The sequence below is a fragment of the Erythrobacter sp. genome, from assembly GCF_035194505.1.
GTDB lineage: Bacteria > Pseudomonadota > Alphaproteobacteria > Sphingomonadales > Sphingomonadaceae > Erythrobacter.
The window spans coordinates 695,050-719,427 of record NZ_CP136573.1; the positions used below are offsets into that span (position 1 = coordinate 695,050).

Annotated in this window: 23 protein-coding genes; 8 read left to right on the forward strand and 15 right to left on the reverse strand. The window is 65.3% G+C overall.

Annotation, left to right across the window (positions count from 1 at the left end):
• Positions 1-21: 21 nt before the first annotated feature.
• The 3 genes from RSE14_RS03475 to RSE14_RS03485 are packed head-to-tail and all read right to left on the reverse strand — an operon-like array spanning position 22 to position 2,974.
• Positions 22-825 carry a 4-(cytidine 5'-diphospho)-2-C-methyl-D-erythritol kinase gene (locus RSE14_RS03475; protein WP_324075850.1) on the reverse strand — a complete coding sequence of 268 codons (804 nt, stop codon included), beginning with the start codon at positions 823-825 and terminating at the stop codon, positions 22-24.
• Positions 822-1,328: a hypothetical protein gene (locus RSE14_RS03480; protein WP_324075851.1), complete on the reverse strand. Its 507-nt coding sequence runs from the start codon at positions 1,326-1,328 to the stop codon at positions 822-824. Before RSE14_RS03480 ends, RSE14_RS03475 begins: the two co-directional genes overlap by 4 nt.
• A complete protein-coding gene (locus tag RSE14_RS03485; RefSeq protein WP_324075852.1) occupies positions 1,328-2,974 on the reverse strand; it encodes an electron transfer flavoprotein-ubiquinone oxidoreductase in 1,647 nt (548 codons plus the stop codon). Before RSE14_RS03485 ends, RSE14_RS03480 begins: the two co-directional genes overlap by 1 nt.
• Before the next feature lie 126 nt (positions 2,975-3,100).
• Here RSE14_RS03485 and RSE14_RS03490 point away from each other — a divergent pair, with 126 nt between their 5' ends.
• Genes RSE14_RS03490 through moaB form a run of 3 tightly spaced genes read left to right on the forward strand, consistent with a single transcriptional unit; the run spans position 3,101 to position 6,196 of the window.
• On the forward strand, positions 3,101-3,907 hold the full coding sequence (locus tag RSE14_RS03490) for a uracil-DNA glycosylase family protein (RefSeq protein ID WP_324075854.1): 807 nt from the start codon (positions 3,101-3,103) through the stop codon (positions 3,905-3,907).
• A complete protein-coding gene (locus RSE14_RS03495) occupies positions 3,889-5,664 on the forward strand; it encodes a lytic transglycosylase domain-containing protein (RefSeq protein WP_324075855.1) in 1,776 nt (591 codons plus the stop codon). The genes RSE14_RS03490 and RSE14_RS03495 overlap by 19 nt, the downstream gene beginning before the upstream one ends.
• Position 5,665: 1 nt before the next feature.
• On the forward strand, positions 5,666-6,196 hold the full coding sequence (gene moaB, locus RSE14_RS03500) for a molybdenum cofactor biosynthesis protein B (protein WP_324075856.1): 531 nt from the start codon (positions 5,666-5,668) through the stop codon (positions 6,194-6,196).
• Between the two features lie 7 nt (positions 6,197-6,203).
• Here moaB and RSE14_RS03505 read toward each other — a convergent pair whose 3' ends face one another.
• From RSE14_RS03505 to RSE14_RS03545, 9 genes are all read right to left on the reverse strand, one after another.
• The gene (locus tag RSE14_RS03505; RefSeq protein WP_324075857.1) at positions 6,204-6,641 is read right to left on the reverse strand and encodes a DUF1330 domain-containing protein; all 438 of its coding nucleotides are present in this window, start codon (positions 6,639-6,641) and stop codon (positions 6,204-6,206) included.
• Entirely contained in the window at positions 6,638-7,156 is a 519-nt protein-coding gene (locus tag RSE14_RS03510) for a GNAT family N-acetyltransferase (protein WP_324075858.1), read from the reverse strand. The genes RSE14_RS03505 and RSE14_RS03510 overlap by 4 nt, the downstream gene beginning before the upstream one ends.
• Complete coding sequence (locus RSE14_RS03515) at positions 7,149-8,750, reverse strand: long-chain fatty acid--CoA ligase (protein ID WP_324075859.1); 1,602 nt, start codon at positions 8,748-8,750, stop codon at positions 7,149-7,151. Before RSE14_RS03515 ends, RSE14_RS03510 begins: the two co-directional genes overlap by 8 nt.
• Positions 8,751-8,906: 156 nt before the next feature.
• Positions 8,907-12,413: a DNA polymerase III subunit alpha gene (gene dnaE, locus RSE14_RS03520; protein ID WP_324075860.1), complete on the reverse strand. Its 3,507-nt coding sequence runs from the start codon at positions 12,411-12,413 to the stop codon at positions 8,907-8,909.
• 69 nt (positions 12,414-12,482) lie between these two features.
• A complete protein-coding gene (locus tag RSE14_RS03525) occupies positions 12,483-13,388 on the reverse strand; it encodes a C1 family peptidase (RefSeq protein ID WP_324076805.1) in 906 nt (301 codons plus the stop codon).
• Positions 13,388-13,870: a glutathione peroxidase gene (locus RSE14_RS03530; protein ID WP_324075861.1), complete on the reverse strand. Its 483-nt coding sequence runs from the start codon at positions 13,868-13,870 to the stop codon at positions 13,388-13,390. Before RSE14_RS03530 ends, RSE14_RS03525 begins: the two co-directional genes overlap by 1 nt.
• Positions 13,867-14,100 (reverse strand): hypothetical protein, encoded by a 234-nt coding sequence (locus RSE14_RS03535; protein ID WP_324075862.1) that lies wholly within the window; start codon positions 14,098-14,100, stop codon positions 13,867-13,869. Before RSE14_RS03535 ends, RSE14_RS03530 begins: the two co-directional genes overlap by 4 nt.
• 109 nt (positions 14,101-14,209) lie before the next feature.
• Positions 14,210-14,902, reverse strand: coding sequence for an ABC transporter ATP-binding protein (locus tag RSE14_RS03540; protein WP_324075863.1), 693 nt, complete (start codon positions 14,900-14,902; stop codon positions 14,210-14,212).
• Positions 14,895-16,133 carry a lipoprotein-releasing ABC transporter permease subunit gene (locus RSE14_RS03545; RefSeq protein WP_324075864.1) on the reverse strand — a complete coding sequence of 413 codons (1,239 nt, stop codon included), beginning with the start codon at positions 16,131-16,133 and terminating at the stop codon, positions 14,895-14,897. Before RSE14_RS03545 ends, RSE14_RS03540 begins: the two co-directional genes overlap by 8 nt.
• Positions 16,134-16,348: 215 nt before the next feature.
• Here RSE14_RS03545 and purF point away from each other — a divergent pair, with 215 nt between their 5' ends.
• The 3 genes from purF to RSE14_RS03560 all read left to right on the forward strand — a co-directional run bounded on the left by purF (position 16,349) and on the right by RSE14_RS03560 (position 19,046).
• Positions 16,349-17,836 carry an amidophosphoribosyltransferase gene (gene purF / locus RSE14_RS03550; protein ID WP_324075865.1) on the forward strand — a complete coding sequence of 496 codons (1,488 nt, stop codon included), beginning with the start codon at positions 16,349-16,351 and terminating at the stop codon, positions 17,834-17,836.
• 3 nt (positions 17,837-17,839) lie between these two features.
• On the forward strand, positions 17,840-18,559 hold the full coding sequence (locus RSE14_RS03555) for an SDR family NAD(P)-dependent oxidoreductase (protein WP_324075866.1): 720 nt from the start codon (positions 17,840-17,842) through the stop codon (positions 18,557-18,559).
• Between the two features lie 139 nt (positions 18,560-18,698).
• Positions 18,699-19,046 (forward strand): PilZ domain-containing protein, encoded by a 348-nt coding sequence (locus RSE14_RS03560; RefSeq protein WP_324075867.1) that lies wholly within the window; start codon positions 18,699-18,701, stop codon positions 19,044-19,046.
• Positions 19,047-19,074: 28 nt separating this feature from the next.
• On the opposite strand, the gene RSE14_RS03565 is transcribed toward RSE14_RS03560, so the two are convergent.
• The 3 genes from RSE14_RS03565 to RSE14_RS03575 form a co-directional block, all read right to left on the reverse strand.
• Positions 19,075-20,262, reverse strand: a complete 1,188-nt coding sequence (locus RSE14_RS03565; protein WP_324075868.1) for a serine hydrolase domain-containing protein — start codon at positions 20,260-20,262, stop codon at positions 19,075-19,077.
• 82 nt (positions 20,263-20,344) lie between these two features.
• Positions 20,345-21,736 carry a cryptochrome/photolyase family protein gene (locus RSE14_RS03570; protein WP_324075869.1) on the reverse strand — a complete coding sequence of 464 codons (1,392 nt, stop codon included), beginning with the start codon at positions 21,734-21,736 and terminating at the stop codon, positions 20,345-20,347.
• A 144-nt stretch (positions 21,737-21,880) separates the two neighbouring features.
• A complete protein-coding gene (locus tag RSE14_RS03575) occupies positions 21,881-22,849 on the reverse strand; it encodes a metal-dependent hydrolase (RefSeq protein WP_324075870.1) in 969 nt (322 codons plus the stop codon).
• Between the two features lie 102 nt (positions 22,850-22,951).
• On the opposite strand from RSE14_RS03575, the gene RSE14_RS03580 reads away from it, so the two are divergent.
• The gene (locus tag RSE14_RS03580) at positions 22,952-23,902 is read left to right on the forward strand and encodes an alpha/beta hydrolase (protein WP_324075871.1); all 951 of its coding nucleotides are present in this window, start codon (positions 22,952-22,954) and stop codon (positions 23,900-23,902) included.
• The gene (locus RSE14_RS03585) at positions 23,899-24,378 is read left to right on the forward strand and encodes an RNA pyrophosphohydrolase (protein ID WP_324075872.1); all 480 of its coding nucleotides are present in this window, start codon (positions 23,899-23,901) and stop codon (positions 24,376-24,378) included. Before RSE14_RS03580 ends, RSE14_RS03585 begins: the two co-directional genes overlap by 4 nt.

Genomic DNA, 24,378 nt, shown 5'->3' on the forward strand with positions numbered 1-24,378 from the left:
CGGTTTGGGTGGTTAGCAAAATCACCGCAGCAGCCCTGCCATGGTCCACCAGCCGGACGGCATGGCCGCCGCCGCCGCATCGCGAGCCTCGGCGGTGTCGTAGAGCGCAAAACAGGTCGCGCCCGAGCCGGACATGCGGGCAAGCCATGGGTTGGTCTGTGCCAGCGCCGCCAGCACGTCGGCGATCGCCGGGCACAGGCTGATGGCGGGGGCTTCGAGATCATTGCGCCCTTCGCGCGCGATCCGGCTGGCGGGGCCTTCGGGGAGCGGACCACGATCCTGCTGATCCCACGCCTTGAAGACCGGCCCGGTCGACAGCGGCACGCGCGGGTTGACCAGCAGGACAGGAGTTCCGGCGAGGTCGTCCTCCACCGCAAGCTGCTCGGTGCCAGTGCCGAGGCCGATATGGGTGCGGCTGAGGACGCAGGCGGGCACATCAGCGCCGAGCTTCGCCGCCTTGGCCTGCCAACCATCAGGCAGGCCGTGAAGCGCCTCGACAATCCGGAACACCGCCCCCGCATCCGCCGACCCGCCACCGAGGCCAGCCGCGACTGGGAGGTTCTTCTCTAGCGTCACCGCCAAGCCTCCAGAGCGCAGCAGCGCGGTGAGCGCCCTCGCCACAAGGTTGTCGAAGGGATTGTCTAGGCCGCCCGCAAATTCGCCCAGCGTGGTGACACTGTCCTGCGCGGCGGGCTTCGCCGTTAGCACATCGCCCGCATCGACGAATGCGAACAGGGTTTCGAGCTCATGATACCCGTCCTCCCGCCGCCTGCGGACATGCAGCGCGAGGTTGATCTTGGCGTAGGCGGTTTCGGTGAGAGTCATGCGAAAGGACGAAGCTGCTTCCAGCTCATGCGTGCCGCGCGATCCATCAATCTACTGGCCTCACGCTTCGACAATACAAACAAATAGGAAATCTCGCTGGCCGAAATGTCGGAGCGCGCTTCCATGAGTTCCTTCACGGTATCGGTGAGGTCATTGGTGTCGAAGAATCGTGCGACCTGCTTGTGATCGGGACCGAGCCTGATGACATCCTCGAAGCGCAGAAAATCCGGCGGCCATGTGCCCTGCTCCTCGATCAGCTTCATCTCCGCAACTGCAAGGCGCTTCAGATAAAAGTTGTCGTGGATCCGCTCTTCCTGCGCGACCATCCAATCCTGTCCGCAGGCAGAACAGCGGGACGCGTAGAGCCACCACGCGTCGCCCCTGTGCTTTGCCACTTCAGCAAGCGTGGCGAAGACGCGCTCATCCCTCCTATCGCCGCCCATGCCTACAACAGCGAAGTCACCGAGCGTCGCGCACTCGCAGGATTGCCCGACGCCCTCCATCACATATTCGGATAGTTCGGCCCGCCGCCGCCTTCGGGCGTCACCCAGTTGATGTTCTGGTTGGGGTCCTTGATGTCGCAGGTCTTGCAGTGGACGCAGTTCTGCGAGTTGATCTGGAACTTGGGGGTCCCGTCCGCCTCCTGAAGCCACTCATAGACCCCCGCCGGGCAGTACCGGGCAGAGGGCCCGCCGAAAACCGCCAGCTCGCTGTCCGCCTGAAGCCCGAGGTCGCTCACCTGCAGGTGGACCGGCTGGTCCTCGGCATGGTTGGTGTAGCTGTAGGCGACATTGGTGAGGCGGTCGAAGCTGATCACGCCGTCGGGCTTGGGGTAGTCGATCTTGGGGTAGAGATCGGCGCGGCCGGTGTAGGTATAGTCGGGCGTGTGCTTCATCTTCACCGGAAGACCAAGGCCGAGCGTGCGCATCCACATGTCGACGCCGGCGAGCACGGTGCCGATATCGCCGCCATACTTCGCGACCGCCGGCTGGGCGTTCTGCACCAGCTGCAATTCCTTGGCGATCCAGCTGGAACGCACCGCCGCATCATAATCGGCAAGCTCGGTCTTCTCGTTACCGGCAGCAATTGCCGCAGCGATGCTCTCGGCCGCCAGCATCCCGCTCTTCATCGCGGTATGGCTGCCCTTGATGCGCGGCACGTTTACGAAGCCCGCCGCGCAGCCGATCAGCGCGCCGCCGGGGAAGGCGAGCTTGGGCACCGATTGCCAGCCACCTTCGTTGATCGCGCGCGCGCCGTAGCTGACGCGCTTGCCGCCTTCGAGATATTCGCGGATCGCCGGGTGCTGCTTCCAGCGCTGGAATTCCTGATAGGGCGAAACCCAGGGGTTCTTGTAATCGAGCGCGGTCACGAAGCCCAAGGCCACCTGACCATTGGCCTGGTGGTAGAGGAAGCCCCCGCCCCAGCTGTCGCTTTCCGTGAGCGGCCAGCCCTGCGTGTGGATCACGCGGCCCGGCTTGTGCTTCTTGGGATCAATGTCCCACAGCTCCTTGATGCCGATGCCATAGACCTGCGGCTGGCAATTGGCCTCCAGATCATACTTGGCCTTCATCTGCTTGGTGAGGTGCCCGCGGGCGCCTTCGGCAAACAGGGTATACTTGGCGTGGATCTCCATGCCGGGGGTATATTCGCCCTTGTGGCTGCCATCCGCGGCGATGCCCATGTCCTGCGTGATGACGCCAGCGACGCGGCCGTCCTCGTCGATCATCACTTCGGCCGCCGGGAAGCCCGGGAACACCATGACGCCGAGGCCCTCGGCCTGTTCGGCCAGCCAGCGCGCGAGGTTGCCGAGCGAGCCGGTGTAGCAGCCGTGGTTGCTCATCAGCGGCGGCATGATCGCGTGCGGCATCGAGGTCTTGCCGGTCTTCGATAGCACCCAGTGCCAGTTATCGGTCACTGGGGTCTGCGCCATCGGACAACCCATCTCGCGCCATTCCGGCAGGAGTTCATCCAGCGACTTGGGATCGACCACCGCGCCCGAGAGGATATGCGCGCCGATTTCCGAGCCCTTTTCGAGCACGATCACTTCGAGTTCGGCATTGATCTGCTTCAGTTTGATCGCCGCCGCGAGGCCCGCCACCCCGCCGCCGACAATCACGACATCGCAGGGCATTGATTCACGTTCGCTCATGGGGCTTTCCTGATCCTCGAGTGTGTTGGCCGCGCCCGCCGCACATTCCGGCGAATTGCTTGTGCGCTCCACTTGCTAAGGCCCGCAGGGACAGTCAAGACCTCCAGTTGATAGCACCAGCCTCGCATGAACAGTCCTCAGCCCACCCTCGCGCGCGAATTCGCAAGCGCCCTTGCCTGGTGGCAGGCCGCAGGCGTGGACTGCGACTTTCACGATGACGCTACGGCGTGGTTGGCCGAAGAGCAGATCGGGCAAGGCAGCGATGGTGCGGCACCGCCTGCCTCGGTGCGCGATGCCCGGCAAAACGACAATCCGGCAGCCACGAAAGAGCGTCCGGCGATCGATCGCCTCGCCCCCGCCCCGCCGCCGCTTGTGCCCGCACGCGAGAACCTGCTGGGCGAATCGCCTCCTGCCGATCTTGCTGCCTTTCGCGCCTGGTGGATGGAGGCAGGAACGCTCGATACCGCGCGCGGTTTTCCCCGGGTTCCGCCGCGCGGGGAAGCGGGCGCCAAGCTGATGGTGCTGGTGCCGCAGCCCGAGGATAGTGACCGGCAGGCGCTGCTCGATGGACCGCAGGGCCGTCTGCTGGCCGCGATGCTCGCCGCGATGGGCCTGACGCCGGAACAGATCTACCTTGCCGCAGCCTTGCCCGCCCACCGCCCGATGACCGATCTTGCCAGCCTTGCCGCAACCGGTATGGACGCGGTCACCGCACACCATATCGGTCTTGCCGCGCCGCAGCGCCTGCTGGTGCTGGGCGGCAGCCTCGCCCCGATGCTGGGCGGGACGGCCGAGAATGGTTTACGTGAATTCAACCATGCCGGGGGCAAGCTCCCGGTGATCTTCGGCGATACGCTCGAAGCAATGTTGCACATGCCCAGGCTCAAGGCCCGGTTCTGGCGGAGATGGATGGAATGGTCGGCGACACTCTGAAGCGCATCAGCCCGGCGCTGGCAGCGATGACGCTGGCGAGCCTCGCCTGCGCCGCTGCGCCTGCTGCTGCGCAATCGGGCGATCTGGTCGCACGCTGGGACAATTGCGCGGCTGCCCAAGGCGTGATCGCGCCGGTGCTGTCCTCGGAAGAGCGTACCTTCTACCGCCAGCTCTTCGCGATGATCGATGCCGAGCAGTGGGGCGAGGTAGACAGCCTGCTGGCCGCGCGCCCTGACGGTGTGCTGACGCAGGCCGCCCGCGCCGAATATTACACCCACGCCAAGAGCCCCAAGATCTCCGCCGAGCAGATCACCGCCTGGTTTGCCGCCGGCACCGATCTGCCCCAGGCCGAGCAGATCGCCCGCATGGGTGCCAAGCGCGGGGTGACCGACCTGCCGTTCCTGCCCACACCGCAGGGCTTTGCGCGTCAGCCTTCCGCGCCCAAGCGCATCCTGCCGCGTTCGGTCAATGACGGGACGATGCCGGGCGCCACCGCCTCGGCAATCCTCGCCGCAATCAAGGCCGACAATCCGGTCGAGGCCCAGCGCCTGCTGACCGAAGCCGACCCGATGCTGTCGGGGGATGCCCGCGCCGAATGGCGCCAGCGCGTCGCCTGGAGCTATTACATCGAGAACAACGACACGGCCGCGCTCGAACTCGCGCGCACGGCGGTCGAAGGCACGGGCGAATGGGTGGCCGAGGGCGCATGGGTCGAAGGGCTGGCTGCCTGGCGGCTCGGCCATTGCTCGCTGGCGGGCGAGGCCTTTGCGCGAACAGCCGCGATTGCCTCCAATGTCGAACTGGCAGCCGCCGGCCATTACTGGGCGCACCGCGCCGCAATCCGTTGCCGCGAACCGGCAGCGGCCGAGCAGCACCTCGCCGCCGCCGCACGGATGGACGAAACGCTCTACGGCATGCTCGCGGCCGACCAGATGGGCGTGGAACTGCCCGCCCACGCGCCGCCCGCGCCGTTCGCGCGTGACGACTGGAATATGCTCGCCCGGCGCGACAATGTGCGCGTGGCGATTGCGCTCACGGAGATCGGCCGCCCGGCGCTGGCTGACGAAGTCCTGCGCCACGAAGCGCAGATCGGACCCTCGGGCCAATATGGCGCGCTCTCGCGGCTGGCACGCGAGATCGGCCTGCCCTCGACCCAGCTATGGATGGCGCACAACGCGCCCTATGGCACCCGCAGCGATCCCTCCTTGCGCTTTCCCGTGGCGCGCTGGCAGCCGGTGGGCGGCTGGCAGGTCGATCCTGCGCTTGCCTTTGCCCATGCGCTGCAGGAATCGAACTTCCGCGCCAATGCGGTGAGCCCAGCCAATGCCCGCGGCCTGATGCAGATCATGCCCGGCACCGCGCGCGACCATTCGGGCCGCCTCAGCCTCGGCGCGAGCTACGAGGACCTGAACGACCCCCAGGTCAACCTCGCCTATGGCCAGCGCCATCTGGAAATGCTGCGCGATAGTCCGGCGACCGGCGGCGCGCTCCCCAAGATCATGGCGGCCTATAACGCGGGGCTCACGCCGGTCGGGCGTTGGAACAGCGAGATCAACGACCAGAATGATCCGCTGCTGTGGATGGAATCGATCCCCTATTGGGAGACCCGCGGCTATGTCGCGATCGTGATGCGCAATTACTGGATGTACGAACGCGCAACCGGCTCGCCCTCGCCCAGCCGCCGCGCGCTGGCGCAGGGCCGCTGGCCCGAATTCCCGCGTCCGGCGCCGATGCGCTCGGCCCGGTTGGAGCCGTAAAATGGCGATCGATCTCACCCGCACCTTCAAGCCGATCAATATCGCGGTGCTGACCGTGTCGGACACGCGCACGGCTCAGAACGACACCTCGGGCGATATTCTGGCAGAGCGTGTGGTCAGCGCCGGACACAATCTTGCCGCGCGCCTGATCGTCAGGGACGACGCGACGCTTCTTGCCGCGCAGTTCGATGCATGGATCGACGATCCGGCGATTGACGCGGTGGTCAGCACCGGCGGCACCGGCCTCACAGGCCGCGATGTGACGCCCGAAGCCCTTTCGATGATCTCCGGCGCGCGTGACATCCCCGGGTTCGGCGAGCTGTTCCGCTGGCTCAGCTTCAAGTCGATCGGCACCAGCACGGTGCAATCGCGCGCCTGCGCGGTGGTGGCGCGGGGAACCTATATTTTTGCCCTGCCCGGCTCGAACGGCGCGGTTAAGGACGGGTGGGACGGAATCCTTGCCGAACAGCTCGACAGCCGCAATCGTCCCTGCAACTTCGTCGAACTGATGCCGCGATTGAAAGAGGTTTAGTCGAGCCTCACCCGAACCCCTCGCCCACCTCTCCGGGCGCGAAACGCACCAGGCGGCTGTCGACCAGCGCAGCGGTCCGGTTGACCACGGCGAGCTGATAATCCGGATCCTTGATCATCGCGAAGAAGGCCCCCGCATTGGGATATTGCGCGACAAAGCCATCGTGCCAGCGTTCGCCCTCGGGGCCGGTGACGACAGTCTCGAACCGCCCGCGCCAGATGATCTGGCCGCCGAGCTTGCGGAAGATCGGCCCGCTGGTGACGCCATATTCCTCATAGGCGCGCCGCCCGCTCCAGCCCTTGCCGGCGTGTTCGTGGCCCTCGGGATATTCGGCCACATCGCGGTAGAGCAGCAGATTGAGCATATTGATCGGCGTGTCGCGCGGCAGGTCCTTGAAGGCCTGGAAGTTGACGGGCGACGGGTCGATATAGGTTTCGCAGGTCACGTGGGTCTATCCTCTCTCGTCAGATCGCGTTGCATGTAGAGCGTATCGAGCCTGCGACCGAACTTGAAGCCCACATTCCGCAGCCGTCCGACTTCGACAAAGCCGCAAGCCGCATGGAGCGCGGCCGAGACCGGCCCGGCTCCGCCCAGCACCGCGATCATCTGTTCAAACCCGCAATCCCGCGCCGCCGCGATCAGGGCGGTGAGCAGCCGCTTGCCGATCCCCTGCCCTTCCATGCCGGGGCGGACATAGATCGAATCCTCGCAGGTGCGGGCATAGGCCTCGCGCTCGCGCAGCTGGGTGCAGTAGCAATAGCCCGCCACTGCGCCCTCATGCTCGGCGACGAGGAGGGGCCAGCCGCGCTCCGCAATCGCGCCGATCTTCGCCTCCCACGCCGCCACATCGGGCGCGGTGATATCGAAGGTGCCGGTGCTGTGCGCGACATGATGCGCGTAGATCTCGCAAACGGCCTGCGCATCGGTGACGGTCGCAGGCCGGATCGCGAGGTCAGGCAAGCTTGTAGTCCGCAAAGCGGTCGCGCAGGTCCTTCTTGCTGATCTTGCCCGTGGCGGTGTGGGGAATGTCGTCCACGAACTCCACCGCATCGGGCAGCCACCACTTGGCGATCAGCGGCTTCAGATGCTCGACGATATCATCGCCCGACACATCGGCGCCCGCCTTCTTGACGACGAAGAGCACCGGGCGCTCGTGCCACTTGGGGTGGTAGATGCCGATGCAGGCCGCTTCGGCCACGGCGGGGTGCCCGCAGGCGGCGTTTTCGAGCTCGACCGAGCTGATCCATTCGCCGCCCGACTTGATCACGTCCTTGGTGCGGTCGGTCAGTTGCAGGGTGCCGTCGGGGTGGAGGATGCCGACGTCGCCAGTGTCGAACCAGCCCTCGTTGTTGGTCGCGTCCTTGTCCGCCTTGAAATAGCGGCGGATCACCCACGGCCCGCGGATCTGGAGCGCGCCGGAGGTCTTGCCGTCGCGCGGCAGTTCGGTGGTCATGTCGTCGAGATCGACCGTGCGCAACTGCACGCCGAAGATCGGGCGGCCCTGCATCGCGGTCTTCTCGACCTTTTGCTCCAGCGTGAGCGTGTCCCAGTCCCAGGTCGGCCCGCCGACCGTGCCGATGGGCGAGGTTTCGGTCATCCCCCAGGCGTGCTGGACGCGGGTGCCGTTTTTCATCAGCCGCTCGATCATGAACTTGGGCGCCGCCGAGCCGCCGATGGTGGCAGCCTTCAGGGGCGGCAGATCGAGGCCGCCCGCATCGCAATACTGGAAGTGCGCGAGCCACACGGTCGGCACGCCGGCGCTGTCGGTCACGCCCTCGCGCAGCATCAGATCGTGCAGCACGGCGGGGTCATTCACCGCCGAGAATACGAACTTGATCCCCGCCATCGCGCCCGCATAGGGCAGGCCCCAGCTTGCCGCGTGGAACATCGGCACCACCGGCAGCATCACCGATGAGCTGGAGAAGTTGAACGCCGCCGGCTGCAGCCCCGCCATCGCGTGAAGCACGGTCGAGCGGTGTTCGTATTGCACGCCCTTGGGATTGCCGGTGGTGCCCGAGGTGTAGCAGATCATGCAGGGATCGGTTTCGGGGCCGGTAACCCACTCGAAATCGCCGTCCTGCGCGCCGATCCAGTCTTCGAAGGCCGGAGCATTCGCGCCGCTATCGTAGCAGATATAGTGCTCGACCGTCGGCCAGCGGCCCTTCATCCGGTCGACAATCGGCTGGAAGGCGGCATCGTAGCACAGCACGCGGTCTTCGGCGTGATTGACGATATATTCGAGCTGATCGTCGAACAGGCGCGGGTTCACCGTGTGCAGCACCCCGCCCATGCCCGCAACGCCATACCAGCTGACGAGGTGGCGCGAATGGTTCATCGCGAGGCTCGCGACCTTGTCGCCGGGCTTGAGGCCCAGAGCCACCAGCGCCTGCGCCATCTTCAGCGCGTCGCGGCGGATGCCCGCCCAGTCGGTGCGGGTCTCGCTGCCATCGGCCCAGCGGCTGACGATCTCGCGCGTCGGCGCTTCGCGCGCGGCGTGATCGATCACCGCGGTCACCCGCATGGTCCAGTCCTGCATGGCTCCGAGCCTGGTCATGGCCATTGTCCGTCTCTCTCCCTGACTGAAGCGCGCCCTTGGGGCTGCGCGTGATGATATATCCGGCGCACCTCATGCCTTGGCCCATGGTGCTTGGCAATTGCCCCTGCGCACAGATTTTGCGGATGGTGCGGGATGGCCCTGCTCGGGCCTTCCTCAGGCAACGAGGCGCAGCGAGGCCTTGCCCTTGACGGGGGCGAGTTCGACATTGCTGATGCCCGGCACCTCGGCCAGCCTCTCAGCCAGCTCCCCGCCGAGCACGAAGCTGCGCCCGAGCCGCAATCGCGCATGGCCGCCGCCGTCCAGCGCGATGCGCACCAGCACCTCGCCATTGCCCGAACGGGTGGCATCTTCCTCCAGCGCCAGCTTCAATTCGTAGAGCGCCTCGCTCGTCGCGATATCGGCCTTCAGCTGCATCGCGGTGCCGCCGCTCACCGCCGCCAGCGGACGGGCCCCGCGCACGGTGAGGCGCGGCGGCTCGTCCGGGCTTGGGGAATCGAGTTCGACTGTCAGCAGCAGGCACTCGCCGACATCTGCCCAGCGTTCGAACTGGCCGACCAGCGATTCTTCGAAGCAGGCGGCGGAAAACTGGCCCGAGGCATCGGAGAAGTCCGCGCGCACGAAGGTCCCGCCCTTGCGCGTGCGGGCCTTGGTGATCCCTTCAACCAGCACCGCCATCACCGCCGCGCCGCGCCCGCCCGCAGGCGCGCCGCCCTCCATCAGACTCTGATAGGTGCGCGCGCCATTGGCCGAGGCGATCTCGCGATACTGCTGCACCGGATGGGCGGAGAAGTAGAAGCCGAAATTCTCGCGCTCCTTCGCCATGCGCTCGGGCCGGGTCCATGGCGGAACCGGCGCAAGGCGCAGGTCTTCTGCCGCATCCTCCTCGCCGCCGAACAGCCCGGCCTGCCCGCTCGAACGCTCGCGCATCGCCGCATCGGCGACCGCCAGCAGCAGATCGGCATTGGCGTGGAGCAGCGCGCGGTCGGGCTCGAGGCAATCGAGCGCGCCGGCGCAGATCAGCCCCTCGAGCTGGCGGCGGTTCATCGTGCCCTGCGGCAGGCGCTCGAAGAAGTGCTTGAGGCTGGTGAAGGGCCCGGCCGCGCTCCGCTCGGCAACGATCGCTTCCATCGCCTTTTCGCCGACATTGCGGATCCCGGCGAGCGCATAGCGCACCGCATAGCCGGTATCGGTCTGCTCGACAGTGAACTCGGCGATGCTGGCGTTGATATCGGGCGCCAGCACCTGCACCCCGCCCATGCCGTTGGAGTAGCGGCGCGCGTCATCGACGAACACATTCAATTTGTCCGACTGGTGCATGTCGAAGCACATCGAGGCGGCGTAGAATTCTTCGGGATAATGCGCCTTCATCCAGCCGGTCTGATAGGCGAGCAACGCGTAAGCTGCGGCGTGCGACTTGTTGAAGCCGTAGCCGGCAAACTTGTCGATCAAATCGAACAGCTCGTTGGCGCGCTTGGCGTCGATCTCGGACACGGCCTTGCAGCCCTCGACAAAGCGCCCGCGCTGCGCGTCCATCTCGGCCTGCACCTTCTTGCCCATGGCTCGGCGCAGAAGGTCTGCATCGCCCAGCGAGTAACCGGCCAGCACCTGCGCGGCCTGCATCACCTGCTCCTGATAGACGAAGATGCCGTAGGTTTCGGCAAGGATGCCTTCGAGCTTGGGGTGCGGATATTCGATCGGCACCAGCCCAGCCTTGCGCTGGCCGAACAGCGGGATGTTGTCCATCGGGCCGGGACGGTAGAGCGAGACCAGCGCGATGATGTCGCCGAAATTGGTCGGCTTCACCGCCTTCAGGGTGCGGCGCATGCCTTCCGATTCCAGCTGGAACACGCCAACCGTGTTACCCGCCTTCATCAGATCATAGACCGCCGCATCATCCAATGGCAGCGCGCCCAGATCGATGGTGATGCCGCGCAAGCTGAGCAGATCGACCGCCTTCCTCAGCACCGACAGTGTCTTCAAACCAAGGAAGTCGAACTTCACCAAGCCTGAGCTCTCGACATATTTCATGTCGAACTGCGTCACCGGCATGTCCGAGCGCGGATCGCGGTAGAGCGGCACCAGTTGCGCCAGCGGCCTGTCACCGATCACCACGCCCGCCGCGTGGGTGGAGGAATTGCGCGGCAGGCCTTCGAGCTGCATCGCCAGATCCACGAGGCGGCGCACCTCGTTGTCGTTAGCATACTCGCGCTTGAAGTCAGCCGCGCCATTGAGCGCGCGCGGCAGGGTCCAGGGGTCGGTCGGATGGTTGGGCACCATCTTGCACAGCCGGTCCACCTGTCCGTAGCTCATCTGCAGGATGCGCCCGCAATCGCGCAGCACCGCGCGCGCCTTCAGCTTGCCGAAGGTGATGATCTGCGCGACGTGATCGCTGCCATACTTGGCTTGCACGTAGCGGATCACCTCGCCGCGCCGCGTTTCGCAGAAGTCGATATCGAAGTCGGGCATCGACACGCGTTCGGGATTGAGGAAGCGTTCGAACAGCAGGCCCAATTTGATCGGATCGAGATCGGTGATGGTCAGCGCCCAGGCCACCGCTGAGCCCGCGCCCGAACCGCGCCCCGGCCCCACCGGAATGCCCTGCTCCTTGGCCCATTTGATGAAGTCGGCAACGATCAGGAAGTAGCCGGGAAAGCCCATCTTCACGATCACGTCGATCTCGAATTCGAGACGGTCGAAATAGACCTTCCGCTCGTCCTCGGTGAGATCGGGATAGGCCGCAAGCCGCGCTTCGAGACCTGCCCGCGAATCCTCCGCCAGCATCCGCGCCTCGCCCGCGAGGTCACCGGCAAGGCTGGGCAGGATCGGCTTGCGATAGGGCGGCGCAAAGGCGCAGCGCTGGGCGACGACGAGGGTATTGTTGATGGCTTCAGGCAGATCGGCAAAGAGCTCGGCCATCATCCGGTCGGACTTGACGAAGGCCTGGCGGTTGGAATGGGGGCGGTCCTCGGCCTCGATCTGGGTCGAATGGGCGATGCACAGCATGGCGTCATGCGCCTTGTGCATATGCGGCTCGGCAAAGTTCGCCGGATTGCTGGCCACGAGCGGGAGATCGCGGGCATAGGCGAGCTCGATCAGCGCTTCCTCGGCGCGCTCGCACACATCATCGCCGCCGCGGGCCAGTTCGATATAGAGCCGGCCCGGGAACAGCGCCTCCAGCCGATCGGCGAGCTTCGCCGCCGCATCGTGCTGACCCTCGGCGAGAAGGCGCGCAAGCCCCCCCTCGCCCGCCCCGGTCAGTGCGATCAACCCGCCGGTGCGCCCTTCGAGATCGGCGAGCGTGACGTGCGGATCAAGCTCCAGTGGCCGATCAAGATGCGCGGCGCTGACGAGGTGGCACAGATTGCCGTAGCCTTCGTCATTCTGGACCAGCAGCGGCAGGTAATCGATGGTGCGCGCCGACGCACCTTCGACGCCTTCGCGCGCCACGCCCAGCAGCGCGCCGATCAGCGGCTGGACGCCTTCGCCCTTGCAGGCCGCGGCAAAGGCCATGATGCCATAGAGCCCGTTGCGATCGCAGATGGCGATAGCGGGAAAGCCGCGCTCCTTGGCCAGCTTGGCGATCCCCTTGGGATCGATCGCCCCTTCGAGCATCGAATAGGACGACAGCACGCGCAGAGGGACGAAGGGAGCGAAAGGCATGGCGCTACTCTATGCCTTTGGAGCGATTCTCAAAGCGTCCCGCCCGAATAATTCTCCACAGGGACGCGCTCAGCGGCTTGCGGGGCGTATGTCGACCAGCGGGAATAAATTCTCGCTGAAAGCGACTGAGTCGATCAGCGCAAAGGGTATCGTGCCATAGCCATCACTGCCCCAGCCTGTCCCCCAGCTGTTCTTGAAATAGAATTCGCGCCGGGCAAAATCATATCCCGTCAGCACCGCGAAATGCATCGGCAAATCTGTCGCTTCATCGCTGCTCAGACCCGCGACGATGTCCGGGACCGACAACACCCCGTCATCCCCCCAGCCCTGACGATCCTCAGGGATCACCGACGCGAAGATCGGCGCAATGCGGCGGCGGGCGATGAGATCGGCAAGGCCGCGCTGGCGCGGGTCGGCGCGATCTTGACCGCCGCCGGAAAAGCCGACCGTTACCGAATTCGAAGTTATATCCGGGAGCCTTTCGACATTTCGCTGCACCGCGGCCAGATCGGTCGGGAAAACCGGACAGCCCTGCTCCTGCGAGCCCGAATGACAGATATTGGGCTGATAAGGCCAGTCCTCGGCGCGAGCGAAACCGTGTTTCTCAGCAATATTGATCAAGTCACCAGCGGCCGTAGACTCGTCGGCCGGGCGCGGCGCGCCGGCATAACTCATATGGAGCAGATATTCCTCGGACAGCATCACCCGGCGGCCTGTGTCGCGCGCAATCGCGGCCTCAGCGGCGGCGACGACAGCGAATGCGGCGCAGGTCATCCGCTCGCCCTGATCCTTGACCGGCCCCATCAGGTCGCTGATGTCGAAACGCTCGGGAAGAGGCGTGCGTGGCGGCGGGGTTTGGGCCGAAAGGGGAAGCCCGCGCGCGCCTAGCAGGCCACCCGCAAACAGCCCGGCCCCGCCCGCCAGCAGCTCGCGCCGCGAGGGGGTAGCGAGCGCGTGCAACTCCGACTTGCTCATCAAAGCAGCTTCTCGATGTCCTTCGCAATCGCATCGGGCTTGTCGGTCGGGGCGTAGCGCTTCACCACGTTGCCCTGCCGGTCGATCAGGAACTTGGTGAAGTTCCACTTGATCGCCGTCGTTCCCATCAGGCCCTTCTTCTCGCTCTTCATCCAGTCGAACAGCGGCGAGGCATCCGCGCCGTTGACGTCGATCTTGGCCATCAGCGGGAAGGTGACGCCGAAATTGATCTTGCAGAACTGCTCGATCTCGTCGGCATTGCCGGGTTCCTGCGCGCCGAACTGGTTGCAGGGAAAGCCGAGGACTTCAAAGCCCTTGTCCTTGTAATCCTGATAGAGCTTCTCAAGCCCGTCATATTGGGGGGTGAAGCCGCATTTGGACGCGGTGTTGACCACCAGCAGCACCTTGCCGAGCTTTTCCTTCAGATCAAGCTCCGCCCCGCGATTGGTGGTGACGGTAAAATCGGCAATCGTCGCGCTCATGCCAGTCCCTCCTGTTCTGCAAGTTGCAGGATTTCTCCGATGTTGAGGGATGCGCCCCCCGCTACCTCGATCACCACCCGCGCCCGCTGCGCGCTTTCCATGGCGGCGACATGGGCCACCATCTCGCGCAAGGTGCCCTTCTTGAGCACGGTGAAATTGTACTGAAGCTCAGAACCGCCATCGTCGCGCTCGTGAACGCTCGCCTCAGCTTCCCAATCACGTGTGGACATGTGTTCTCCCCTTGCCTTGCCGATGGTTTGCACGAGATCGGCAGCCGATCAACGGCCCATCGTTCAAAACCGGGCACTCCAGCCATGCTGACAGGGCAGGAATCACCTATCAGGCGCCGCTTTGGACCAGCACCCCATCCCTGAGACGCACCACGCGGTCCATCCGCGCGGCGAGGCGTTCATTATGGGTCGCAACCAGCGCCGCGCTGCCCTCGCCCCGCACCAGCGCGAGGAACTGGGCGAGCACAGCGTCGGAAGTGTGCTCGTCAAGATTGCCGGTCGGCTCGTCGGCCAGCACCAGCGTCGGCTTGTTGGCAAGCGCACGCGCCACCGCGACGCGCTGCTGCTCCCCGCCCGAAAGCTGGTTCGGCCGGTGGGTCAGACGCTCGCCCAGGCCGAGGCTGGCAAGCAGGCTGTCCGCGCGCAGCTCGGCCTCGCCGCGCGGGACGCCGCGGATCATCTGCGGCATCACCACATTCTCGCGCGCATCGAAATCGGGCAGCAGGTGGTGGAACTGGTAGACAAAGCCCAGATGCTCGCGCCGCAGCGCGGTGCGCTCGTCGGCGGAGAGGTGTTCGGCCTGCGCGCCGGCGATGGCGATCGACCCTTCGAACCCGCCCTCGAGCAGGCCGATCGCTTGCAGCATGGTTGACTTGCCCGAGCCCGAGGGCCCGAGCAGCGCGACGATCTCGCCCGGCATGATGTCGAGATCGACCCCGCGCAGCACCTCGATGCGCTGCCCGCCCTGTTCGAAGGCGCGCTTCAGCCCCTTCAACGAGACAATCGGCTGGCCGCTATTCATAACGCAGCACCTGTACCGGATCGGTGTTCGCAGCCTTGAGCGCGGGATAGAGCGTCGCGAGGAAGCTCAGCACCAGCGCGAGGGTGACGATGCCGAGGATTTCCCACGGATCGGTGCGCGAGGGCAGCGTGGTGAGGAAGCGCACCTGCGGGTCCCAGATTTCCTGTCCCGTGGCAAAGGCGATGAAATCGACAATCGGCTCGCGGAAGAACAGCACGATGAAGCCGAGCAGCAATCCGGCCGCCGTGCCGATCGCGCCCACCGTGGTGCCGGTGGTGACGAAGATCTTGGTGAGGCTGCGACGCGTTGCCCCCATGGTGCGCATGATCGCGATGTCGCGGGTCTTGGCGCGCACCAGCATCACGAGGCTCGACAGAATATTGAAAGCCGCCACCAAGACCATGAAGGACAAGGCAAAGAACATCGCCACCCGCTCGACCTGCAAGGCTTCGAACAGGGCCGAATTGATGGTCTTCCAGTCGGACACCACCGCCTTGCCTTCGAGCTTTTCCGCCACCGGAGCGAGGATTTCGCCCACCCGGTCAGGGTCCTCGACGGTGACTTCGATCATCCCGATCTTGTCGCCCATCAGCAGCAAGGTCTGCGCGTCCTTGATCGGCAACACCACGAACTTCTCGTCATAATCATAGATGCCGACTTCGAAGATCGCCCCCACCTCGTAGCCGATCTGGCGGATCGAGGTGCCGAAGGGCGTGGTGCGCCCTTGCGGGTTGATGATGGTGATGGTGTCGCCCACGCGGATGCCGAGGTTCTGGGCGAGCCGCATCCCGATTGCGATGCGGCCCGATCCATCCTGCAAGCTCCGGATGTCGCCAACAACCACCTTCTCGCCAAGGGTGGCGATGTCCTTGTCGGTCTGCCCGCGCACGAACACGGCTTCCACCCGGCCGTCAAAGCTGGTGAGCAGCGGCTGTTCGATCAGCGGGCTGGCCTCGACAACGCCCGGCGTGCGCTCGACATTGGCGAGCACGCTCTGCCAGTTCTCCAGCCGCCCGCCATAGGCCTGGACGATGGCATGGCCGTTCAATCCGACGATCTTGTCGAGCAACTCGGCACGAAAGCCGTTCATCACGCTCATGACGATCACCAGCATCGCGACCGAGAGCATCACCACGCCCACGGAAATCCCCGCGACCAGCGCAATGAACGCCTCCCCCTTGCCCGGCCAGAGGTAGCGTTTGGCGATCATCCATTCGAACGGAGAGAGCATGAGAGGGTGCGTGCTGCCTGTATGGTGAACGCTGCCTGTAGAATGCGCGCCAACCTCCTGCAATCCCGTGGAAGGGTCATGTCCCCCACAGCCTATGTCACATCGCGGTCAGCAAAAATGCGGGGGCTGGCCCCATGCTTTCCCTTGTAATTGATCCGTCACATCGCCATTGGGGCCGGGCGCCCTCAAGGCCCAAGCTTCGGACAGGTCTGGTGATGCCGATGACACCCATCAATGTGACCCACCCTTTCCTCGACGCGGATGGCGACAAGCTTCGCGAGGAATGCGGGATTTTCGGCGCGATCAACGCGGCCGACGCCGCTGCGGCGACCGCCTTGGGCCTCCATGCGCTCCAGCATCGCGGACAGGAAGCAGCCGGGATCGTCAGCTTCGACGGCAGCGAATTCTATGTCCGGCGCGGGCTTGGCCATGTGGCGGAGAACTTCTCCTCTTCCGGAGCCATTGCCGAACTCCCTGGCCATATGGCGGCGGGCCATGTGCGCTATTCCACCACCGGCGGCGCGGGGCTGCGCAATGTCCAGCCGCTCTATGCCGATCTCGCCAGTGGCGGCTTTGCCGTGGCGCATAACGGCAATATCTCCAATGCGATGATGCTGCGCGCCGATCTGGTGGCCAAGGGTTCGATCTTCCAGTCGACCTCGGACACCGAGGTGATCATCCACCTTGTCGCCACCTCGCGCTATCCCACCATTGCCGACCGGCTGGTCGACGCCCTGCGGCTGGTCGAGGGTGCCTATGCCCTGATCGTGATGACGCCTGAAGGCATGATCGCCTGCCGCGATCCGCTCGGCATCCGTCCGCTGGTTATGGGCCGCATGGGCGAATCGATCTTGTTCGCCTCCGAAACCGTCGCCTTCGACGTGGTTGGCGCAGAGGTCATCCGCGAGGTCGAGCCGGGCGAGCTGGTGCTGGTCGATTTCTCCGGCGAAATCCGCTCGGTCCGCCCCTTCGGCAGCCCGCCGCCGCGCCCCTGCATCTTCGAACACGTCTATTTCAGCCGCCCCGATTCCGTCTTCGCAGGCCGCTCGGTCTATCAGGCGCGCAAGGCGATCGGCGAGCAGCTCGCCATCGAAGCCCCGTGCGAGGCCGATCTGGTCGTCCCCGTGCCCGATAGCGGCGTGCCGGCGGCGCTGGGCTTTGCGCAGGCCTCGGGCATCCCGTTCGAGCTTGGCATCATCCGCTCGCACTATGTCGGCCGCACCTTCATCCAGCCGGGTGACGGCGCGCGCCACTCCAGCGTCAAGCGCAAGCACAATGCCAACCGCGCCCTCGTGGAAGGCAAGCGCATCGTGCTGATCGACGATTCGATCGTGCGCGGCACCACCTCATTGAAGATCGTCGAGATGATGCGCGAGGCGGGCGCGGCCGAAGTCCACTTCCGCGTCGCCAGCCCGCCCACCGCCCATTCCTGCTTCTACGGGGTCGACACGCCCGAACGTTCCAAGCTGCTCGCCGCACGCATGGAGCTGGAGCCGATGCGCGAATTCATCAAGGCCGACAGCCTCGCCTTCATCTCGATCGACGGGCTCTATCGCGCGGTCGGCCACCAGAGCCGCGATGCCGTGCGCCCGCAGTTCTGCGACGCCTGCTTCACCGGCGACTACCCCACCTCGCTGACCGATCTGGCGCTCGCCGAAGCCAAGAGCGCCGAACTCCCTTTCGCTGACCCCAAGGCTGCGTAATCCATGACCACCGATAATGTGAAACCGCTTGCCGGCCGCACCGCGCTCGTCACCGGCGCGAGCCGCGGGATCGGCGCTGCGACCGCGAAGGAACTGGCCGCCGCGGGCGCGCATGTGATCCTCGTCGCGCGCAAGGTGAAGGCGCTGGAAGAGGTCGAGGACGCGATCCACGCCGCCGGCGGCACCTCGACCATCGCCCCGCTCGATCTGACCGAGCCCGACTCCGTCACCCGCCTTGCGACCGCGATTTCCGGACGCTGGCAGACGCTCGACATCATGGTGCTGGCCGCCGCCTATCTGCCCGAGCTCACCCCGCTCTCGCAGATCGAGCCCAAGCAGTTCAACCAGGCGCTGCTCACCAATGTGGTCGCCACCCATGCGCTGATTTCGGCCTTCGATCCGATGCTGCGCCGCGCCGAGGCAGGCCGCATCATCGGCCTCACCAGCTCGGTCGGCGCCGCGCCGCGTCCTTACTGGGGCGCCTATTCCTCGACCAAGGCCGCATTCGAGAACCTGCTCGAAACCTATGCCGCCGAAGTCGAGCGCCTGTCGCCCCTTCGCGTGGCGATCATCGATCCCGGCGCAACCCGCACCGAAATGCGCGCCCGCGCCTATCCGGGCGAGGATGCCTCCACCGTCAAGCCGCCCGAAACCGTGGCGAACCGGTTGGTCACGCTGCTGGTGGACGGTTTCGACAGCCTCCACCGCGAGCGCGTTAGCTAAAAAATTATCCTGCTTTTCCAATTCCCTAAAAGCTTGTTAAGCTGACAGGGTAACGATTTGTTAAGGCTTGCGATGGCATGGCTCATCAAAGACCGCGCTGCGTCCGGCGGCGACGGCTCGCGAGATGAGGTAGACAGCGATGCCCCTGGATCACGATCCCTATCGCCTGGCTGCGCAGGAAGATCGCTGCAGCCCGCGCACGCGCCTGACCATTCCGGCCACGCTTCGCGCATCGGGCGGACGCGCCTTCCAGAGCGTCGTCCACGATCTGTCGATCTCGGGCTTCTCGGCCGCTTCGATCAACCGCATGCACGAAGGCCAGCTGTGCTGGCTGACCCTGCCCGGCCTCGAATCGCTTCAGGCCGAGGTCGTGTGGTGGGACAACTGCATCGTCGGCTGCGCCTTCTCGGAGCTGCTGAGCCCGATCGTGCACGACAACATCCTGCAGCGTTACAGCAATGTCGGGGTCTATCGTCAGGTGATCTGAGTGGGAGCGCTCACGCGCCCCCGACCCATCACTTGGCTTCGGCTGCCACCTTGCGGCTGAGATCGAGGAACTGGCCCCGCTCCGGCCCGCCGCTCGCCGTCTTCCAATTGCCGATATAGGCGAACACGACCTGCTTGTCGGGGAACAGGGTGATCGCCTGCCCGAAGATCCCCTGCGCGCCATAGGTGCCCTGCGGGTAGGTCCACCACTGATAGCCATAACCGAAGCCGCTTGTGCCGAAGTCCACCGCGCTGTCGGTCGCTGCGGCAAACCAGCCCTCCGGCACCGCGCCCTTCCCGCCTTCGAGCGCGAATTGCCCCATCCGTGCATAGTCCGACAGGGTGATCGACAGGCAGCACCCGCCGATATTGCCGCCGCGCGGATCGACCATCCAGAACAGCCCGCTTTCAAAGCCCGCCGGATCGACGATCTTGGCCTTGGCATATTCGGCCAGCGGCTTGCCCACGGCATTTTCCACCAGCACGCCGATGAGGTTGGTCTCGCCGGTCTTGTAGACCCACTTCGCCCCCGGTTCCGCCTCGCGCGGGAGCGCCTTCATCTGGGCGACAATCGCATCGGCGCCATATTCGACCACGAAGCGGTTCATCTGCGCCACATCGGACTTGGGATCGGTGTAATCCTCGTTCCACTTCACGCCGCTCGTCATGGTGGCGAGCTGGCGCACAGTGACGCCCTCGTAGGCCGAGCCCGCAAGGCCCGGGATATACTTCGTCACCGGATCATCGAGGCTGGCGATGAACCCGTCCTTTACCGCCGCACCGAGCAGGGTCGAGGTGAAGCTCTTGGCGACCGAGAAGCTCGTCCAGCGATCCTTCGGGCCCATGCCGAGGGCATATTCCTCGTGCACCACCTTGCCATCGGCGAGCACCATCACACCGGCGGTCTTGGTCGCCTGCATCAGCGCAGTGATCTCGGCCTGAAGCGCGGGGCTCAGCGGCGTACCCTTGGGCAGCGCGCGGATGACCTTGGCGGCGGGAACTTCGTGACCGGCGAACCACTGCTCCATCGCGCGGAAACGTTCGGCGCGCTGGGCATCGCTCCAGAACAGCACCTGAAGGTCGGACTGGTCGCGCGCCGGCGGCTGGGTCAGCGTCACCTCGGGCGCGGCCGGGCCTTGCTCCTTTGCGCTGGCACCGGTGGCCGCCAGCAGTCCTGCCAGCACCAGCCCCGAAACCGCGTGTCTGATCCCGTTCATTGCTCTCTCCCGTCTTGTGTTGTTGCCGCAGGGCATAGGCGGGAGCGGGCGGCGCGGGCAAGCCCCTGTCCTGTCCTTGGCGTCAACTGTCCTTCAGGGTCTTCAATGCCGCCAGCGCGCGTTCGCGGGCGGCACGGTGCGCAACGATCTTGCGCGGATAGCCCGCAGGACGGCGGCCGAACTCTTCAGGGTCGTGGACATATGGCTCCTCCAAGCCCTTGAGTTCAGACACATAGGTGCGGATATAACGCGCCGCATCGAACTTTTCCGACTGCGAGAGCGGCGCCATGATCCGGCTGAACATGTTGGAATCGACGCCCGTCCCCGCCGTCCACTGCCAGTTGGTGGCGTTGGAGGCGTAGTCGGCATCGCAGAGCGTATCCCAGAACCATTTCTCCCCCTCGCGCCAGTCGATCAGCAGGTGCTTGATGAGGAAGCTCGCGGTGATCATCCGCACGCGGTTATGCATCCAGCCTGTCTGCCACAGCTGGCGCATCCCGGCATCGACGATCGGGTAGCCGGTGCGGCCCTCTTGCCATGCCTTGAGATCGCGCGCGGCGGCGGGATCGGTCGCAGGATCGCGCCAGGGAAAGCGGTCGAAATCCTCGCGATAGTTCTGCGTCGCGTATGTCGGGAATTGCAGCACCGCATTGGCCGAATAGTCGCGCCAGATCAGCTCGCCCTCAAAGGTTTCCCAGCCTTTGGAAGTGTGGTCTTTCAGGGCGTGCCAGATCTGGATCGGCGAGATTTCGCCGAAGTGCAGATGCGGCGAGAGGCGCGAGACCTTGTCGACACTGGGCAGGTTGCGCTTGTCGTCATAGGCATCGACGTCCGCCTCCCATGCCGCGAGGCGGGCGTGGGCGGCGTCTTCACCGACCTCCCAGAACTCCGCCATGCCGCCCGACCAGTCGGGTTTGGTCGGGAGCAGGTTCCACGATGCAAGGTCGTCCGAGGGGGGCCAGTTGGCGGGCGCGTCCAGCCGCTCGGGCGCGGGGAGTTCATCGCGCGGCGGCAATTCGGCGCGGACGGCGCGGCTGAAGGGGGTGTAGATCTTGTACTGCCCGCCGGTGCCGGTGGTGATGCTGCCCGGCACCATCAGGTAATTGCCGTGGTTGAGTTGCAGGTCGAGGCTCTTGGCCAGATTGCGCTCGGCGTTCAGCCACCACGGTTCGTAATGGCAATTGGCGTGGATGGTCGCCGCGCCCGTTTCCTGCGCCAGCTTGGTCAGCTCCGCCACCGCCTCCCCGCGCCGCAGGATCAGGCGACTGCCCCTCGCCTCAAGGCGCTTGGCGAGGCTCGCCAGCGAATGATGCAGCCACCAACGCGACGCCCCGCCATATGCGTGGTGCTTCGGGCTTTCGTCGTCGAGGACATAGACCGCCACCACAGGGCCAGCCTTGGCGGCGTGATAAAGCGCGGGATTATCAGCCAAGCGCAGGTCGCGCCGCAGCCATACGATTTGGGGGGAACTCAAGACAAACCTCCGTTCGCCCTGAGCTTGTCGGAAGCGAAGCTGACCCGCAGGGTCAACGACTGTCCTTCTTCTGGCTCTGAGCGAGAAAGTAAAAAGCAGGGCTTCGACAAGCTCAGCCCGAACGGGTGTGGGGAGGTAATGCGCCTAGGGCGCGGCAGGTTCCGGTAAATCGATCCCCGGAATTTGATGGAGCGGAATGCACTTCACGCTCGGCAATGAAACCGAAAACCGGTCCAACACGCGCGGATCAGTAAAGCGAGCATCGCGTAGGATCACCGAACCATCCGGCGCCCACTCGGCAAAGGGAGCCCGTGACCAGAACAGGAAGGCGTCGGCTTGCGGGCTCCCGCGTGCGCTTTCCATCGCTCTCCAGACATTGCAGTTTCCGACCGAAACCGAGCCGATCGACCACTTGCCATCGCCATAAGTCGTGATCATTTCACGCTTCCAGAATTGCAGCGGCACAGGACTAGCAATGACGGTTCGCCCATGTTCGGCAAAGGAATGGGCTTGGGCAATCGGCTCTGCATCTTGTCCGGCGCGGGTCGTGATCCACCCATTCACCCCGATATAGGCTAGCACCGCCGCAATCCCCACCCGCGCAGGCCGCATCCACTCCGCCCCAACCTTCTCCCGCCGCCGCGAGACCCACACCGCTGCAATCATCACCGCCCACAGCCACGGGTCGATGATGAACAGCGTGTCGCCGTAGAACCACTGCGACGAGAACGGCTCTAGCAACCGGATGCCGTAGACGTTGAGCCAGTCGAAGAACGGGTGGCTGAGGCAGCCGATGAAGGCCATCGCATAGAGCCAGCCGAACCGCACCGGCAGCCTCGCCTCGGGCCGCGTCCCGCGCCGCGTCTGCCAGCGGTCCCAGCCCCATAGCAGCCCCGCCAAGATCAGCGGCAGCAGCACCAGCGCGGGTGGGCCGTGGGTGATGCCGCGGCGGAAGGCGAGATGCTCGGTGCCCTCGAGCCAGAAAAAGCACGCCGCATCCACATCGGGCAGGTTCGCGCCGATGATGAGCGCGGACATGGCGAGCCCCGTGGTGCGCTTCAGCCCCGCCTGCCCCAGCACCGCGCCGACAAGGCTATGTGTCAGATTGTCCATATGTTTCGAGGCTAGCGCGCAGCTTTGCCCAAGGGAACCGCAAATCCGCTTGGAAATCCGCCCATGCCTCGCCTATCGCTCCCGCAAGGAGAGACTGCGACCATGACTGACACCCCTTACATCCGCCCTGACATGAAGGCCTTCATCGACATGATGGCGCAGGTGAAGGGGCCGAAAATGGCCGAGATGACACTCGCAGAGGCGCGCGAATCCTATGTGAAGCTGCATGGCATTGCCGACCGCCCGGCGCGCGCCCTGCCGGTGATCCGCGATCTGGCCTGCCCCGGCCGGAACGGCGACATCTCGCTCAGGCTCTATGACGCGCGCGAAGCCCGCGACGAGGCCACGCCCGTCGTGGTCTTCTACCACGGCGGCGGCTTCGTGATCGGCGATCTCGACACGCACCATGCACTGTGCAGCGAGATCGCCGCGCTGATCGATCTGCCGCTCGTCGCGGTCCACTATGCCCGCGCGCCCGAAGGGCCCTTCCCCGCCGCGATCCTCGATTGCGAGGCGGCGACGCGCTGGGTCGCCTCCAGCCCCGCTGCACTTGGCCGCACCGCCAGCGGGATAATCACCATCGGGGACAGCGCTGGCGGCAATGCCACGGTGGTGGTGGGCCAGCTCCTCACCGCCGCCCCGGCCGAAGTCCCCGTGGTGCTGCAAGTGCCGATCTTCCCGCTGGTGGAAGACGCCAATGGCTCGGCTTCGATGGCGCAGTTTTCCGAAGGCTATGTGCTCACCGGCGAGACCATGGCCTTCTTCGATGCGGCCTACGCGGCCGACCGCAGCGACCCGCGCGGCTTCCCGATCCTTGGGCGTCACGACAACGCCCCGCCCACCATCGTCGTCACCGCCAGCCTAGATCCGATCCGCGATTCGGGCCGCGCCTATGCCCGCGCGCTGGTCGATGCCGGGCGCGACTGCGTCTTCCTCGAAATGCGCGGGGTGACGCACTCCTTCGTCAACCTGCGGCAAATGGTGCCGAGCACGCAACGCGATCTCGAACGCATCATCGCCGCCATGCGCTTCATGCTGGGCAATCCGGCATGACCTTCGATCACCTGCCCTATCGCCCCTGCGCGGGCTTTATGCTCGTCAATGCCGAGGGGCTCGTCTTTGTCGGCCAGCGCATCGATCCGTCAGCCCACGGCTTCTGGCAGATGCCGCAGGGCGGGATCGACAAGGGCGAGGATGTGCGCGAAGCCGCCTTGCGCGAACTCCACGAGGAAGTCGGCGTTGCCGCGCATATGGTCGAAGTGATCGCCGGAACCACGCGCCCGATCCGCTATGATCTGCCGCCCGAATTGCAGGGCCGCGTGTGGAAGGGCAAATATCGCGGGCAGGAACAGCACTGGTTCCTCGGGCGCTTTCTGGGCGAGGACGCCGATATCGACCTCGAAGCCCATCATCCGCCCGAATTCAACGAATGGCGCTGGATCGAGCCCGCTCGCCTCCCCGAGCTGATCATCCCGTTCAAGCGGGCGGTTTACGAGGAAGTGCTGGCGGAGTTCTGCCACCTCATCTGA

What these genes read in the sequence shown, in the direction of transcription:
- RSE14_RS03475 (WP_324075850.1), bottom strand. Translation starts at nt 825, where the DNA reads ATGACTCTCACCGAAACCGCCTACGCCAAGATCAACCTCGCGCTGCAT.
- RSE14_RS03480 (WP_324075851.1), bottom strand. Translation starts at nt 1,328, where the DNA reads ATGGAGGGCGTCGGGCAATCCTGCGAGTGCGCGACGCTCGGTGACTTC.
- RSE14_RS03485 (WP_324075852.1), bottom strand. Translation starts at nt 2,974, where the DNA reads ATGAGCGAACGTGAATCAATGCCCTGCGATGTCGTGATTGTCGGCGGC.
- RSE14_RS03490 (WP_324075854.1), top strand. Translation starts at nt 3,101, where the DNA reads ATGAACAGTCCTCAGCCCACCCTCGCGCGCGAATTCGCAAGCGCCCTT.
- RSE14_RS03495 (WP_324075855.1), top strand. Translation starts at nt 3,889, where the DNA reads ATGGTCGGCGACACTCTGAAGCGCATCAGCCCGGCGCTGGCAGCGATG.
- moaB (WP_324075856.1), top strand. Translation starts at nt 5,666, where the DNA reads ATGGCGATCGATCTCACCCGCACCTTCAAGCCGATCAATATCGCGGTG.
- RSE14_RS03515 (WP_324075859.1), bottom strand. Translation starts at nt 8,750, where the DNA reads ATGACCAGGCTCGGAGCCATGCAGGACTGGACCATGCGGGTGACCGCG.
- dnaE (WP_324075860.1), bottom strand. Translation starts at nt 12,413, where the DNA reads ATGCCTTTCGCTCCCTTCGTCCCTCTGCGCGTGCTGTCGTCCTATTCG.
- RSE14_RS03525 (WP_324076805.1), bottom strand. Translation starts at nt 13,388, where the DNA reads ATGAGCAAGTCGGAGTTGCACGCGCTCGCTACCCCCTCGCGGCGCGAG.
- RSE14_RS03530 (WP_324075861.1), bottom strand. Translation starts at nt 13,870, where the DNA reads ATGAGCGCGACGATTGCCGATTTTACCGTCACCACCAATCGCGGGGCG.
- RSE14_RS03535 (WP_324075862.1), bottom strand. Translation starts at nt 14,100, where the DNA reads ATGTCCACACGTGATTGGGAAGCTGAGGCGAGCGTTCACGAGCGCGAC.
- RSE14_RS03540 (WP_324075863.1), bottom strand. Translation starts at nt 14,902, where the DNA reads ATGAATAGCGGCCAGCCGATTGTCTCGTTGAAGGGGCTGAAGCGCGCC.
- RSE14_RS03545 (WP_324075864.1), bottom strand. Translation starts at nt 16,133, where the DNA reads ATGCTCTCTCCGTTCGAATGGATGATCGCCAAACGCTACCTCTGGCCG.
- purF (WP_324075865.1), top strand. Translation starts at nt 16,349, where the DNA reads ATGCCGATGACACCCATCAATGTGACCCACCCTTTCCTCGACGCGGAT.
- RSE14_RS03555 (WP_324075866.1), top strand. Translation starts at nt 17,840, where the DNA reads ATGACCACCGATAATGTGAAACCGCTTGCCGGCCGCACCGCGCTCGTC.
- RSE14_RS03560 (WP_324075867.1), top strand. Translation starts at nt 18,699, where the DNA reads ATGCCCCTGGATCACGATCCCTATCGCCTGGCTGCGCAGGAAGATCGC.
- RSE14_RS03565 (WP_324075868.1), bottom strand. Translation starts at nt 20,262, where the DNA reads ATGAACGGGATCAGACACGCGGTTTCGGGGCTGGTGCTGGCAGGACTG.
- RSE14_RS03575 (WP_324075870.1), bottom strand. Translation starts at nt 22,849, where the DNA reads ATGGACAATCTGACACATAGCCTTGTCGGCGCGGTGCTGGGGCAGGCG.
- RSE14_RS03580 (WP_324075871.1), top strand. Translation starts at nt 22,952, where the DNA reads ATGACTGACACCCCTTACATCCGCCCTGACATGAAGGCCTTCATCGAC.
- RSE14_RS03585 (WP_324075872.1), top strand. Translation starts at nt 23,899, where the DNA reads ATGACCTTCGATCACCTGCCCTATCGCCCCTGCGCGGGCTTTATGCTC.